The 14,809-nt window shown below is 36.9% G+C and carries 14 protein-coding genes and 1 tRNA gene; 6 read left to right on the forward strand and 9 right to left on the reverse strand.

The window, feature by feature from the left end; genetic code table 11:
- From B8967_RS11295 to B8967_RS11305, 3 genes are all read right to left on the reverse strand, one after another.
- Window positions 1-567 carry a YceI family protein gene (locus B8967_RS11295; RefSeq protein ID WP_047487758.1) on the reverse strand — a complete coding sequence of 189 codons (567 nt, stop codon included), beginning with the start codon at window positions 565-567 and terminating at the stop codon, window positions 1-3.
- A 144-nt stretch (window positions 568-711) separates the two neighbouring features.
- Window positions 712-1,761, reverse strand: a complete 1,050-nt coding sequence (locus B8967_RS11300; RefSeq protein WP_047487946.1) for a glucokinase — start codon at window positions 1,759-1,761, stop codon at window positions 712-714.
- A gap of 113 nt (window positions 1,762-1,874) precedes the next feature.
- Window positions 1,875-2,438, reverse strand: coding sequence for a hypothetical protein (locus B8967_RS11305; protein ID WP_084086163.1), 564 nt, complete (start codon window positions 2,436-2,438; stop codon window positions 1,875-1,877).
- A 377-nt stretch (window positions 2,439-2,815) separates the two neighbouring features.
- On the opposite strand from B8967_RS11305, the gene B8967_RS11310 reads away from it, so the two are divergent.
- Both B8967_RS11310 and B8967_RS11315 read left to right on the forward strand, forming a co-directional pair.
- Window positions 2,816-4,195 carry a DUF1800 domain-containing protein gene (locus B8967_RS11310; protein ID WP_084086164.1) on the forward strand — a complete coding sequence of 460 codons (1,380 nt, stop codon included), beginning with the start codon at window positions 2,816-2,818 and terminating at the stop codon, window positions 4,193-4,195.
- 82 nt (window positions 4,196-4,277) lie between these two features.
- Complete coding sequence (locus B8967_RS11315; RefSeq protein ID WP_084086165.1) at window positions 4,278-5,462, forward strand: DUF1501 domain-containing protein; 1,185 nt, start codon at window positions 4,278-4,280, stop codon at window positions 5,460-5,462.
- Between the two features lie 140 nt (window positions 5,463-5,602).
- Here the strand turns inward: B8967_RS11315 and B8967_RS22475 are convergent, their stop codons facing one another.
- The 3 genes from B8967_RS22475 to B8967_RS11325 form a co-directional block, all read right to left on the reverse strand.
- Window positions 5,603-5,740 carry a hypothetical protein gene (locus B8967_RS22475; protein WP_162926152.1) on the reverse strand — a complete coding sequence of 46 codons (138 nt, stop codon included), beginning with the start codon at window positions 5,738-5,740 and terminating at the stop codon, window positions 5,603-5,605.
- A gap of 144 nt (window positions 5,741-5,884) precedes the next feature.
- A complete protein-coding gene (locus B8967_RS11320) occupies window positions 5,885-6,904 on the reverse strand; it encodes a helix-turn-helix transcriptional regulator (protein ID WP_084086166.1) in 1,020 nt (339 codons plus the stop codon).
- Window positions 6,905-6,979: 75 nt separating this feature from the next.
- Window positions 6,980-7,315, reverse strand: a complete 336-nt coding sequence (locus B8967_RS11325) for a HopJ type III effector protein (RefSeq protein ID WP_084086167.1) — start codon at window positions 7,313-7,315, stop codon at window positions 6,980-6,982.
- A gap of 153 nt (window positions 7,316-7,468) precedes the next feature.
- Here B8967_RS11325 and B8967_RS11330 point away from each other — a divergent pair, with 153 nt between their 5' ends.
- The 3 genes from B8967_RS11330 (at window position 7,469) to B8967_RS11335 (ending at window position 11,126) form a co-directional block, all read left to right on the forward strand.
- A complete protein-coding gene (locus B8967_RS11330) occupies window positions 7,469-8,851 on the forward strand; it encodes an RtcB family protein (RefSeq protein WP_084086308.1) in 1,383 nt (460 codons plus the stop codon).
- A 160-nt stretch (window positions 8,852-9,011) separates the two neighbouring features.
- Window positions 9,012-9,121, forward strand: a tRNA-OTHER gene (locus B8967_RS22480).
- A 244-nt stretch (window positions 9,122-9,365) separates the two neighbouring features.
- On the forward strand, window positions 9,366-11,126 hold the full coding sequence (locus B8967_RS11335) for a hypothetical protein (RefSeq protein ID WP_084086168.1): 1,761 nt from the start codon (window positions 9,366-9,368) through the stop codon (window positions 11,124-11,126).
- Window positions 11,127-11,211: 85 nt separating this feature from the next.
- Here the strand turns inward: B8967_RS11335 and cobC are convergent, their stop codons facing one another.
- The 3 genes from cobC to cobT are packed head-to-tail and all read right to left on the reverse strand — an operon-like array spanning window position 11,212 to window position 13,538.
- Window positions 11,212-11,766 (reverse strand): alpha-ribazole phosphatase family protein, encoded by a 555-nt coding sequence (cobC, locus tag B8967_RS11340; protein WP_084086169.1) that lies wholly within the window; start codon window positions 11,764-11,766, stop codon window positions 11,212-11,214.
- Window positions 11,751-12,533 (reverse strand): adenosylcobinamide-GDP ribazoletransferase, encoded by a 783-nt coding sequence (locus B8967_RS11345; protein ID WP_084086170.1) that lies wholly within the window; start codon window positions 12,531-12,533, stop codon window positions 11,751-11,753. Before B8967_RS11345 ends, cobC begins: the two co-directional genes overlap by 16 nt.
- Entirely contained in the window at window positions 12,534-13,538 is a 1,005-nt protein-coding gene (gene cobT / locus B8967_RS11350) for a nicotinate-nucleotide--dimethylbenzimidazole phosphoribosyltransferase (protein WP_084086171.1), read from the reverse strand. It lies immediately after the preceding gene.
- Window positions 13,539-13,839: 301 nt separating this feature from the next.
- Here cobT and B8967_RS11355 point away from each other — a divergent pair, with 301 nt between their 5' ends.
- Window positions 13,840-14,586, forward strand: coding sequence for a nucleotidyltransferase domain-containing protein (locus B8967_RS11355; RefSeq protein ID WP_084086172.1), 747 nt, complete (start codon window positions 13,840-13,842; stop codon window positions 14,584-14,586).
- Window positions 14,587-14,809: the final 223 nt, after the last annotated feature.

Here is a 14,809-nt window from a genome sequence, read left to right on the forward strand (position 1 = left end):
TTATTGAGCAGTAACCTTAACCTGCATATCGATATCATCTTTCACAAAAACATCCTGCATTGTAGATTTGTAAGCTACATCAAATTTTTGTCTGTCGAAAGAGAATTTATTGGATACTAAACTTACCACTCCTTTGCTGTAAGAGATCTTTGCAGGGAATGTAACCGGGTTTGTTTTTCCTTTTACAGTAAGATTTCCTGTTACCAAAGAACTGTAGATTTTATCGTTATTTTTCTTAATACCTGTAATTTTGAAACTAGCAGTCGGGAATTTTTCAACTTCAAAGAAGTCACCGTTTTTAAGGTGTCCGTTTAGTTTTTGCTGGTATTCTCCGGAAAGATCAGTTGCATTGATGGAAGTCATATCTAATACGAAGCTTCCTCCTACCAATTGATTTCCTTTCATTACCATATCTCCTGACTTTACTTTTACAGTACCGTCGTGAGAACTAGCCTCAGATTTTGCTACTTTATATCCCCACCAGTGAATATCAGACGCTACTACTTTTTTTGACTGTCCGAAAGCTAAACCACCAGCTAAAACGGCTAATAAAAATATTTTTTTCATTGAATAAAATTATTTACTTATTTAATAACACAAAGGTAGCCATCTTCTCTGATAGATAGCGTTGATGTAAATCAAGAAAATTAATTATTTTTATGAATAATATCATCCCATAAAAAAACTCCGAATTTCTTCGGAGTCTTTTATTTATTGTTGGTAGTAAGCGGTATAAAGCGCTACCCCTTTTAATGCTGTATGATTTTGCTTGACCAGGTAGATTGGAATATTTTTCAACATTCCTTCCATTTTATCACTGATCTTGAATTTTTCATAGAATTTATCTTTATCGATGTATTCTCTTACCATCTGAGGAATATCTCCGGAGATCAGTAATCCTCCCGTCGCCTTCACCTTTAATGTAAGGTTATTCGCTTCTCTTGCCAAAAACTCAATGAAAGTATCTAAAGCAATTCTACAAATCAATACATTATCTTCTACTGCAGCTTTATAAAGTTCTTCTGCAAAATTACCTCCTGAAAGACGTTCTCCCAACCATTCCGGTTCCGGGTGTCTTTTTACGTCTCTTAAGAATCTGTAGATATTAAACAATCCTGATTTAGATAATACATTTTCCCAGCTTACAATTCCGTAGATATTATTTAGGAATTGATAAAACTCAACTTCTACGTTGGTTCTTGGTGAAAATTCAGAATGTCCTCCTTCTGTAGCGAAAGGTCTTAGATATTTTCCGTCAAAGAAATATCCGGCTTCCCCCAACCCGTTTCCAGGGGCAAGGATGGCAACATTCCCTTTTTCAAGATGCCCGCTTGTATAGATAGCTTCCAGGTCATCATCCTCAAGAAGACCCATTCCATAAGCAGAAGCTTCCAGGTCATTCAGCATATCTGCTTTTTCAAACCCGAAATCTCTTTTATATTCTTCTATATCTAAATTCCAGCCTAATCTTGCCGGGCTGCTTTTTCCGTCAAGTACAGGACCTGGAACGGCCACTCCCAGACGTTTTACATTTTCCAGCTGATTATCCTGAATAAACTTCTTTAAAATATCATTAAAAGAAGCATACTCTTTGGTGGAATACGTTTGTTGGATTTTTATCTCAAGACCTCCATTACTGGAAACAAAATAGCCTAAGATCGTCATGTCTTCACGGAGACTTGCTCCGATGATAGAGACATTATCATTATTACTGTTCTCTACTCCTGGTAAATAAAGTGGAAATTTTGGATTCAGAATCATAACCTCAAATTTTACCAAATATAATAATTGTTTTCGTAAATCCTGCAGACAAAAAAAAACCTTTTCACAAAAAGTGAAAAGGTTTGGTTAATAATTGTTTATATTAAATCTAACTACTTTCCTAATGGAATATTATAACCGAAGCCTACTCCGATATTTCCCACATTATAGTCCTGACCTGGTAAATCTCCTTTAGTTCCTACAAAAACCTTCTGGTATTGTACGAAGAAGTTCCAGTCTCTGTTGTGGTATCCGATCTCAGGCTTAAGGTAAAAACCTCCGCTTGCTCTTTCTACATTTGTATTGGAAGCTACTGTTTTATCTCCAACTAAGAATCCGTATCCTAAATCAGTCCCGAAATAGAAACCTGTTTGTTTTGGATAAATTCTAATTAAAGCAGCCACAGGAATTACTCCTACATCATTATTCTTATATCCGTTATTATCTTTTCCGAAATAATGGCTATATCCTGATGCAATACCTAATCCAAAACCAGGAGTAATAAGGTTCTGGTAAGCTACATCTACTCCTACAGCAGCCGAAAGGTTATCTGAAGGAACTGCTAAACCAACATTTGCGCCCACTTTGATCATATTATTCATTTTTGAACTTTGTGCGCTTGCTATTCCTGCTGTTAAAATTCCAGCCAGTAATATTGCTTGTTTAAACATTTTCATAACTCTAATTTTTAAATTTTACTAAGCAAGTAAGATGTAAAAATCATGCCAACCAGGACCTTACCTTTTATTTTAACACTCAATAAAATCATAAAATAATGATTATCAGTAGATTATTTTTAACAAAATTTAAATGTTTGTTTAACAAAAATTATCAAAAACTAATCTTAAAATGTGAATTAAGGATAATAAATCAGAAGTCTGAGAGCTGAAAAAAGAAAGCAGTGAAATCTACGAGTAATACCAGCTTATGTTATCGTTTATTTTTTCAAATAAAAACTTCCAGTTGGTAGCCATATCACAATATTAACAATCCTTAACCCGTTGTTATTTTAACCTTAGGTCTTTTGAAGCATCAAAAAACAAACGCTCCTACAATGGCTGATTCACTGATAAAAAATAAACATCTTCTATGGCGTGCAGGTTTCGGGATCGGAATCAATCAAATTGACAGTTTAAAGAATAAAAACAGTATAATGTTGATTGATGAGCTATGTAAAGAAGATCATTTTACTGAAATCACCTATGATACTCCTGATATTGATCCGGCAGCGGACTACATGAGCAGTACAGCTCCTGCCGAAAAGAAAAAACAGATGCAGAAAATCAACAGGGAGCAGAATAATGAACTGAATCTTCATTTTCTGGATAAAATGGTGAACAGCAAAGAACAGATGAGAGAAAAGATGGCTTTTTTCTGGCATGGTCATTTTGCTTCCAGGGTAGTCAATCCAAAGTTCAACAGACAGCTTTTAAATACCATACGGAAACATGCATTGGGAAACTTTAAAGACCTTCTTTTTGAGGTAAGTAAGGCTCCGGCCATGCTGAACTTTCTCAATAATCAACAAAACAAAAAAGATCATCCCAACGAAAACTTTGCCCGTGAAGTGATGGAGCTGTTTACAATGGGAAGAGGAAACTATACTGAAAAAGATGTAAGAGAGGGAGCCAGAGCTTTTACCGGATGGGGATATGATAAAGAGGGGAATTTTAAAGAAAGAAAAAACTTTCACGATGAAGAGGTGAAGACTTTTTTAGGAAAAACAGGCAATTTCAATGGGGATGATGCCTTACATATGATATTAGAACATAAAGCTACCTCCAGGTTTATCACCACCAAAATTTATAAATTCTTCGTTAATGAAAAGGTCGATAGCGATAGGATAGATAAACTAAGTGCCGGCTTTTACAGCTCCGGGTATGACATTAAAAAGCTTATGAGGGAGATATTTTCAAGTTCATGGTTTTATGATCAGAGCAATATAGGAAACAGGATAAAATCACCTATCGAACTTATGGCTGGAATCATGCGGCTTCTTCCTATGCACATCCAAAATCCTGAAAACCTCATCGTTTATCAGAAATTACTGGGACAAATGCTGCTCTACCCGCCCAATGTGGCAGGATGGCCAAATGGAAAAGCATGGATCGACAGTTCAACACTGATGCTGAGACTTCAGGTTCCACAGATTTGGTCAGGTTTAAGACCTTTGGAATACAGTCCACGTCAGGACGATGATATCGACATGGGTATGAAATCCCGGGAGACTGCTTTAAACAAGTCTTTTAAAAATCCGAATATCACCATAGACTGGGAGCGGGTAGAAAAAATTTTTGCTCAGAAAAACTGTGAAGATTATCTGATTCAGAATGCTCAAAGTCTGGATATGAACTCAGTCAGAAATTTCTCTGATAAAAGTATAAAAATGATGGTTATCAATCTGATGTCAACCCCTGAATATCAGTTAATGTAGTTTTTAAGGTAGCAGGTTGCAGATTGTAAGTAATAGATCCCGCAACCTTTGGTACTATCTGTACAACTTAAATTCAAAAGTTATGTTAATCAAAAGACGAGAATTCCTGAAAATAAGTTCGTTAGCCTCAGCTTCCCTGCTAATGCCCGGCTTTCTAAAGTCTATGGCTCTGGATAATGCCCTGAACCCCCACCAGAATATCCTGATCGTACTGCAGCTGACAGGAGGTAATGATGGATTAAATACAATTATTCCTGTAAAAAATGATATTTATTTTCGGGAAAGAAAAACCCTTGCCATTCAGGATGCTGTATCTCTTACGGATGAAGCAGGAATTAATCCGTCCCTCTCCTATTTTAAAGAGCTATTCGACAATGGTGAGCTTTCCGTCATGAACAATGTGGGGTATCCTGATCCTGATAAATCCCATTTCCGGAGTATGGATATCTGGCAGTCTGCCAGCAGGAGTGATGAATTTCTGGAAACAGGTTGGATTGGACGCTTTTTGGATGAAGAATGTTATCGTTGTGAGCATCCCACCCAAGCACTTGAAGTAGATGATATGTTAAGCCTTGCTCTTAAAGGTGACCATAATAAAGCATTTGCCTTTAAAGACCCTAAAAGACTTTATCAGACCAGCCAGGAAAAGTATTTCAAGTCTCTTTATGACCATCACCATGAAGATGAAACCGTATCTTACCTTTATCAGACACTGGGATCTACTATCAATAATGCAGATTATATTTTTGAAAAAAGCAAAGCAAAGACAACAGAGCAAATCTACCCTAATTCACAATTGGGAAAGGATTTTAAAACAGTATCATCTTTAATTAAATCTGACATTAATACGCAGGTGTATTACCTTTCGATCGGAAGTTTTGATACGCATGTCAATCAGAATGACAGACAGAAGAAATTATTCACTGATATCAATGATGCGGTAAAGTCTTTTGTTGCAGATATGAAAGCTAACGGATTATTTCACAATATTTTACTTGTAACATTCTCAGAATTCGGACGCCGTGTTGCCCAAAATGCGAGTAACGGAACTGATCACGGAACAGCCAATCAGATGTTTTTCATCAGTGGAGGTTTAAAAAAGAAAGGACTGCTGAATGCCCTTCCCGATCTCCAGAACCTAAATGAGGGTGATCTTATCTATACAGAAGATTTCAGAAAGGTATATGCCACTATTCTGAAGAACTGGCTTAATGCAGACTCTTCCAAAGTCCTGGGCTGGAAAAACGGAGTCTATGATTTTATATAGGATACTTAGAATTCCTCTCCTCCCGAGAGGTGGCGAAAATTAAAGAATTTTTGACGATGGGTAGAAATCATCATAAAAAAAGAGGCTGTACGTTATACGACAGCCTCTTTCAACAATTTTAAATTCTAACTACTTTTTGTTTATGCAGTAATCTGCTTTGGTTCTTTCTCTTTCTGATCGTCTTTTTTATCAAGTTTCTCAGATATTTTTTTAACGATATATTCTATCGCAATGGGTGCTATAATTGCAATTAATGCTTTAAATATTCTTGATTTCATAATGTGATGTTCTTTTTACGTTAATGCAATTTCCAAGCCAAGATAAAAATCTGCTGATGAGTTTTTTCAAATTCGTTTCTTTTTATTTCTCATCCATTGTTTCACTTTCTCATGGGTAAAAGATGAAATACCGACACCATCTATTTAGTTTTCATCGGGAACAACAAGGTTCTGATAATTCTTACCTGCAGCCCTAAACTTTTCCTCCATTCTTAGTCTCAATTTTCTGGGTTTATGAACAATCAGAGCCTCTCCAAATCCCAGCAGCAGCCTTTCCAGTTCAAAATTGATCTGAACACAGATTTTAAACAGGGTTCCCTCCTGATCTTCATGGATCACTTCCTGGCTTTTATGCAGGGGTTTTGTTTTTACGTAGGGTGCATTTCCGGAATCTACCCAGAAAACAACCGTCCTCGGAGCTATTGAATCTGAAACGGTAACGCCTACGATATCTTTAAAATATTCATCTCCATCCAGATCTTTATCAATATACTGAAGGGCATCATCTGTTTCAATACGCTCCATTCTATCCAGTGCCAGATTATACATTTTCTGTTTGTAAAGACAGATCAGAAACCAACGGTTATTAAATTCCTTCAACAGCTGCGGATGAACAGTATATATATTGGATTCTCTTGCCGTAAAACTTTTATAGAGAATTTTCAACACCTTTTTATTGGCAATACTTTCATAAAGAATATCGATATGCTCCAATCCTTTCAGCTGTTCATTTTTATCCAGATGGATAATAGATTTCTGAGTGGTGGAATGGATGGAATCTTCCAGTTTCTGAATAACACCATTCATCTCTTTAAACATAGAAAAATCTTTGAATTGCTTTAGGATTTGAACGGCATTATTCATTGCTTTTAAATCACTTTCGTTTACTGAAATATTATGAATACTGTATTCAGGGTCGCTGTAGCGATAGTATTTTCTCTCATAGACTTCAATAGGAGCCTCATACCCGAATTTTTCACTGCGCATATTTTGCAGATCAAGCTGCACGGTTCGCTTACTTACATAGGATTCTTTACCTTCAAATTCAAATAATGCTTCAGAACATTCATCAATAAGATCTTCCAAAGTATATTTCCGGTATTTGTTCTTAAGACATTTATCTAATGTTTTATAACGGATTAAAGCATTTTTATTAGATGACATACGTATCGTGTTTAATTGGAGCAATAGGCAAATCTGCTGATTTGTAAATTTGCCTTTTTGCTATTTTCATCAAAATTATTTCTCTTTCAACGCGTCTCCGTCAAAAGTAATCCCCTCCCAGCCAAATTTCATAAAGTTTCTGATATTCTGGTGATCAGTACCATGAGGCTTTTTCAAAATATCATCCCTGTAAAATTCTCCGAAAAGAGGAAGGGTCTGCTCTTTGGTCAACCCATGATATAAGGCGTAGCTGAAGACCTTACAAGATCCGTTATTCTGCCCGGCCTGATTAGTGGTATCACCATTTTTAAAAGCCGTGGGGGTAAAATCATACTTTCCGTCGATATATTCAATAACATCACTGAACTGAATGGTTTCCGGAAAATGCTGTAGTTGTTCTAATAGTTCCATACATATTAATCTTTTAATTATATAATCCGTTGGCCAATTTGTTTATTCCAGATTAGCCCTTTAAGTTTTGTAAAAATAATTAAAAAAAAACAATCTACGCAAAACTATTGCGCAATAATGATATTACTTTGCATTATCAAAATGAGAAAACAAATGGAATTTAATGGAAATCACTTAATCGAATTAGGATATAGACCGGCTCAATGGTTTAAAGAGGCCATCACTTATATCAACGAAAATAATCTGGATGAAATTCAGATCAGTGAATACCTCGAACAGTTCAGACAACTACCCATTATACCGCTTCATGAAACAGCTAAAGATTTCATAATCAATATCCGGGCAGAACATGAAAGTGAAAATGACAATGTGGAAAAAGTAATCAAAACCATGAAAGTTCTGATGAAAACTCCAACATTAATCAATGGCGCTTTAATGCCTGATGCCTGTCCTACAGGTCCTGAAGGTCAGATCCCGGTAGGAGGTGTGGTGGTTGCCAAAAATGCCATTCATCCGGGATTCCATAGCGCTGATATCTGTTGTTCTGTTATGCTGACGGATTTTGGTAAAACCAATCCGAAAGAGGTTTTGGATGCAGCCCATTCTATCACACACTTCGGATATGGAGGGAGACCAAGAGGAGAACAGATGCCGATGTCTCAGGAACTGATGGAAGCTTTCAGAGAAAATGAATTTCTAAATGATGAAAAGCTGATCAGTATTGCCCGTTCTCATATGGGAACCCAGGGAGATGGAAACCATTTCCTGTTTGTAGGAATCTCCAAAAATACAGGAAATACCATGCTGGTGACTCACCATGGTTCCAGAGCACCGGGAGCTGCGCTCTATGATAAAGGAATGAAGGTGGCCAACCGTTTCAGACAGGATATTTCTCCTGAAACATTAAGAGAAAATGCATGGATTCCTTATGATACTGAAGAAGGAAAATCTTATTGGGAAGCCCTTCAATTGATAAGACAGTGGACAAAGGAAAACCATACCTCCATTCATGATGCAATGCTGAATAAGTTGGAGGTGGAAAAAGAGAACAGATATTGGAATGAGCATAATTTCGTATTCAGAGATGGTGATTTATTTTACCATGCTAAAGGAGCTACTCCACTGGATGATAAATTTATGCCCGATATCACAGGACCAAGATTGATTCCGCTCAATATGGCGGAACCGGTATTAATCGTTCAGGGAAAAACTACTGAAAGAAACTTAGGTTTTGCTCCGCATGGGGCGGGAAGGAACTTCAGCAGAAGTCAGCATAAAAGATCTATGGCCCATAAAACAACTGAGGAAATCTTCAATGAGGAAACAGAAGGATTGGATATCCGTTTCTACTCCAATGAGATTGATATCTCTGAATTGCCTAGTGCTTATAAAAGCGCTAAAAACGTAAGAGCACAGATTGAAGAATATGGTCTTTGTGAGGTCCTTGATGAAGTAATGCCTTACGGATGTATCATGGCTGGTGACGTTCAGAAAAACGCACCCTGGAAGAAAAAGAAAAAATATAGAAAAGCATAATTCGTAATTTTCAATATCATAAATCAAACCTTATAGGTTTTAAAAATCTATAAGGTTTAGGAAAACTAATAACTAAATTTTATAGTCGTAAAAAACTAATAACCCAACCTTAAGGGTGTAAAAGCCCTTAAGGTTTATGAAAACTTTTTTCATAATGGCAGGAGCAGTAGCTCAGATGGTAGAGCAACAAATTACTTTTCGCTGCAGGCAACTAAAGTTCCTATAAATCTCCAAGATTGTGGGTCACAGGTTCGAGTCCTGTCTGCTCCTCAAAACAATGAAAATGTTTATATTAACGTATTAGTCATTTTCATAATTTAAAAAAAATTGAAGGCAAAGAAAGTTCCTATTATTTTAGATTTACTTTCCGCCTTTTTACAAATTATAAGGCAAAGGGGGTTCCTATATACATTACCAGGTTTTACTCCCCGCCTTTTTACAAATTATAGGTAAAAGGAGTTCCTATATCATTTTTCTTTAAAAAAATTACTCCTCACTTATTAATTTTTATATCATGAAAACACTTCAATTATTCAATGCCGTACTAGCTCAAAAATCTGATCAAATCCCTTTTGTTTCCAATGCTGGCTTTGTGATTGAGCCTGATGCACTTTGGGCAAAAAAACAGATTATTGCCTATTATTCAAAGGAAAAACTAAAAGGTAATGATCTTAATAAGACCTTCCATAAATCATGGGAGAAAATAAAGAACAGCACAAGACTGGAGCTGTTCATGGATCAGATCAGACACTATATTTCCACCTACGGAAGTAATTTTCAGGATGAAATCTATATCCCTGATGAGGTATTGAATATTCCTGAAATCAAGCTTAGTCTTAAAGTAATTAAGGCTTATTCCATTGATGAAATGACGGAGAAATGTCTGTCATTACTGAGATCAGGTATCGCTTTAAAAGAAGAAACTATTAATGATCTGTTATTTATTTTAACAGAAGAACTGGATTATGAATTCACGGGAAAGGAAAACATCAGAAATAAGGAGGCTATTGTAAAAATTGCAGACCTTTATCAGATCTTTCCGGAGAATCCTGTAGAATTTTTGAGATATGTCATCTTTAAAACAACAGCCAGCAGCCTTCTGATTAAAAATAATGAGCTGATTGAAAATATCAAGCTAAGCAAATTTGATCCATCCGACCTGTTTGAAACATTTGGATTAGAAAAGCTTGCAGAAGTTTTTAATAGATTTAAGCCTTTATTTTTAGCGTATAAAAATAAAAACAAGGGGGCTAGAGCAACAGTTAATAAAATTTCCAAGTTGTCAAAAACTCACCATAAGCCTTTAATTTCTAACCCATTGAATGATGCTACAAACACATTACTGGAAGAAACTGATCTGCATTGGTTGGATAATGCCAGTCCTTTTGCCTTATTTAAAGCTTTATCAGCCTGCTACCAGAGAATGTATGGCCAGGATACTTTTGTCTACAGAATCAGAAACGGAAAGTCTTGGGTAAAAACAGGGAAGAACAGTGCCGCGAATGAATTGAATTATGAATTTATATTAAGTTATTTACAGTCAAAATTTGATCTTTCCGGAAAGAAGTTTTATTTCCCTGAGAATGTAGAATTCGGGCTTCCCACTTCTGAAAAAATGTTTGTAGGAAATATTCCGACAGGAACGAGATTCTCCGGTGAAAATCTTGCAGTAGGAATCTACTGGGAAAATGCCTGGGGAGCTTATGACCTTGACCTTTCCGGATTGAATATAGCTGGAAAGACTGGATGGAATGCCACCTATAACCAAGGGGATGGAAATCTGATGTATTCGGGAGATATGACCTCTGCACCTCAGGGTGCCGTTGAATATCTGCATGCCAACAGAGGGCTGAATACTCCTACCTTAATCATGAACAATGTGTATTCCGGAGATGCTGAATGTGATTATAAAATTGTAGTTGGAAAAGGAAATAATATCTCAAGAGACTATATGATGGATCCCAACAAAGTATTTGCTGAAGCCAAATGTAAGTCGGTTCAGAGACAGACTATTCTGGGAATGCTTCTTCCGAAAGGGGAAAAACAATGCTTTGTACTTCTGAATTTTGGAGCGGGCCATTCTCATGTTTCAGGAAACTCTGAGATTGCTGTACTGGCAACGAATGCACTTTATCAGCAGTGGTATGAGCCAATGTCTTTCAATGAGCTTGTAAAAGAGCTGGGAGCAACAGTGGCTGATGAAAAGTCAGACGCAGATTTTGATTTCTCACTGGAAAACCTCGAAAAGGATAGTTTCACAAAAATTTTTAAATAAATAATATAGCCATTTGATTACAACCGAATGGCTTTTTTTTGGATAATAAAGGACAAGGACTTATTTCCTGTACCGTGTACCGGACTTAAACATTCATCTTTTTAATGGAAAAATATTCATCATTCTTCTGAATAATTACTTTCTTTCCGTAGTCAATCCGGATACTGAACATATTTTCTAAGGGAAAGTCTAAAACCGACTGAAGAATAAGACGGATTACCCCGGCATGCGCAATAACTAAGACTTTATTTATATTTTGGTCTGTTATCAGCTGACTCCAAAAGCTGCATACACGATTTTGCATTTCAAGAAGATTTTCTCCATCTGTAGCTTTTACATGAATAAAATCCTGATACCAGGGATTAATTTCCTCTTCAGGAATATCCGTCCATTTTTTCATTTCCCAGCTTCCGAAATTCATTTCCCGAAGCCTTTCATCGGTTGTATAATCAAAACCAAAATAATCAGCTAAAAGACAGCAACGTTGTGCCGGGCTTGAAATAACCAGGTCGAAATCACGATCCATATCGAGATTTTTTAAATCTTCGAGATAATCTTTTCTTAAAGGCATTTCAGCCCATCCATAACACCGGTTTTCCGGATTTTCTACTGCCGTATGTCTGATCAGATGAATTTCCATGCGATTATTGTTCCTAAATAAAATAAAACCTCACTTACCTGCTGTACTGAACCCAAACAATCTCCGGTATATCCTCCGATATGCTTTTTAAAATACCATCCCATACAGATTTTACCCAAATATGCCAAAGCAAAAGCAACAATCAGGCGCCAGTCCGGAATTAAGGCAAAAGAGATTAAAACACTGATTAAACCTACTAATAAGGCTGTCCTGTCTAAGGGTTTATTCGCTAAGGGTTTCGATTTGCTGACATCAATATCAGTCACATACTGGTGGGTATAAATCATTGTTCCTGAAATAAAACGGCTTGATGAATGTGCCAAAATAATAATACCCAGCGTTTTAAAAAGATCAATAGCCCCCAAAGCCTGAATACTGAGGAATTTCAAAGCAAACAGCAGAATAATTCCAATAGTCCCATACGCTCCCACCCTGCTGTCTTTCATGATGGTAAGGATTTTTTCTTTTCCATATCCGCCACCGAAACTGTCACACATATCTGTGAAACCATCTTCATGAAAAGCTCCGGTAAGTAAAACACTGGTGATCATCATCAAAACGATCCCTATTTCCAGATTAAAAAGCTGAGCAGAAAGATACAGGATCATCGCATTGATAAGTCCTACCAACAGCCCGATCCACGCAAAGTATTTCTGAGATTTATTCATGATCTCACTGGAATACGGAATGGTAAACGGAACAGGAATCCTGGTGAAAAACATCAGCGCCGTTGCCAGATAGATCAGTTCGTTCTTTATTGTTTTCATTTATTTTTTATTTGAAACATGGGCATCTTCAAAACTAGACATCTCATTCAGAAAATTCACAGCACCCTGAATCAGAGGATAAGCCAAGGCACAGCCTGTTCCTTCCCCCAAACGAAGATTAAAATTCAATAATGCCTTTTGTCCCAGCAGATCCAGAAGCTGAAGATGAGCATTCTCGTCACTTACATGACAGAAAATACAGTTGTTCAGGATATCCGAGTTCTTCTTCCATGCAGTAGCAACTGCTACGGTTGCAATAAACCCATCCACCATAATCAGCATATTCTGACGGAAAGCTTCTTCCATCGCACCAATCATTTGTGCTATTTCAAGCCCTCCGAAAGTCTGTGCTATTTCATCTGCCGTCTTAGTATGAGTATGCTTGTCTATAGCTGCTGATAAAATATTGATCTTATTCTGTAACTGATCGTCATTCAAACCAGTTCCCCGTCCTATGCAATTTATCACCGGCAGATCAAACAGCTTACTCATCATCAGTGAAGAGGCTGAAGTATTCCCGATGCCCATTTCTCCAAACCCAATAATATTACAGCCTGTGATGGCAATCTCCTCAACCACTGATTTTCCGTTTTTCAAAGCTTGCTGATATTCTTCAGAAGTCATGGCAGGCTCTTCCAGTATGTTACGGCTGGATTTTCTGACTTTTTTGTCTATCAAATTCAAGTCTGAAGGAAAATCAAAATTAACCCCTGCATCTACAATCTTAATATCAATTCCATTTTGCCTGCAAAACACATTAATTGCCGCGCCTCCACCCAAAAAGTTCATCACCATCTGATAGGTGACCTCCTGTGGATAAGCGCTCACTCCAGCTTTAGCAATCCCATGATCGGCAGCAAATACCACCATATGAGGATGTGATAACCGGGGAGAAGTTGTTTTTTGAGCCATTCCTATTTTATGAGCCAACTGTTCAAGATGTCCTAAGGCACCCAAAGGTTTTGTTTTAAAATCAATTTTATGCTGTAATTCGTTTGATAACATGAATGTATATTAATTATGTTAAATAGAGAAAATGCAATATTAGTGAAATGGGGAGTATTTTGTACAATGCCAAATATAAAAAGTAAAATGGATTGGAGATTTGAGACTTAGAAACAAGAGACGTATAGACAGAACACTTAGAGATTATCTTATACTTTGCGTTACCAGCTCAATAATAGCGTTTCGCACCCTCTCACTCTCTCACTCTCAAACACTCCTACTTTATTATTCTCAAACTTAATAAAACTACGCAAGTACATTACGCACTACCTTGCTTACTTTGCCTTATAAATAAAAGACAATGACACCAACAATACTTAAAAAGATAAGAGAAATAGAAGCAGAAAAGGGCGTAGAAGTCCTTTTGGCTGTAGAATCCGGAAGCAGAGCCTGGGGTTTTGCCTCTCCGGACAGCGATTATGATATACGCTTTATCTACAAACATGAAAAAGACTGGTACCTTTCCCCTTGGGATAAGGATGAAACTATAGAATTTATGACAGAGGATGATCTGGATGGTTCCGGATGGGATCTACGGAAAACCTTTCATCTTTTGCTGAAGTCAAATACCGCTTTACTGAGCTGGTTTTACTCTCCTATTGTGTATAAAGAGAACAAGAGATTTGTAGATCTGTTCAGCCCTCTGGCAGATACCTGCTTTTCTCCGATAGCAGTTTCTTATCATTATCTAAGCATGAGTAAAAAATATCTGGAAGCCTGCAGAAACGATAAAGTAAAACTGAAAAGTTATTTCTATTGCCTGAGAACCACCTTAACCGGAAAATGGATCACAGAAAAAGGAACCGTTCCTCCTGTATTGTTCAGTGACCTGCTGGTTTTGGTAGATGGCTATACAAAACGGAAAATAGAGGACCTTGTTGCTTTAAAAGCTACAAAAGGGGAAGCTTATGATCATCCGAATGATTGGGAACTGTTTGGATTTTTAGAAAATATGATCGCTGAAAATGAGGAAAGATCTAAAAGTTTAATCGGTGGAAAAGCAGATAAAAGTGAGATGGAAAGGGTTTTTAGGAAGATATTAGATTAAGCCGGGACCTGAAAGATCCAGCAATGCAATGGCTGCTTTTGAAGGCTATATATTAAAATTTGATTAAATAAATTTTAAGTTTCCCTTCTTACTCAGGAAACTATAGTTTTCCAACACCTAGCTTTTCCCTCCTAAAAAAGGGCTATGTAAGCTGTTTGCCCCAAAATAAATTGGGGACAATTCGTTCAGCAAACAGCTTACATCTCTTCTTACCCTTCATTGT

Origin of the sequence: Chryseobacterium sp. YR221 (assembly GCF_900176315.1) — a bacterium.
Lineage (GTDB): Bacteria > Bacteroidota > Bacteroidia > Flavobacteriales > Weeksellaceae > Chryseobacterium > Chryseobacterium rhizosphaerae.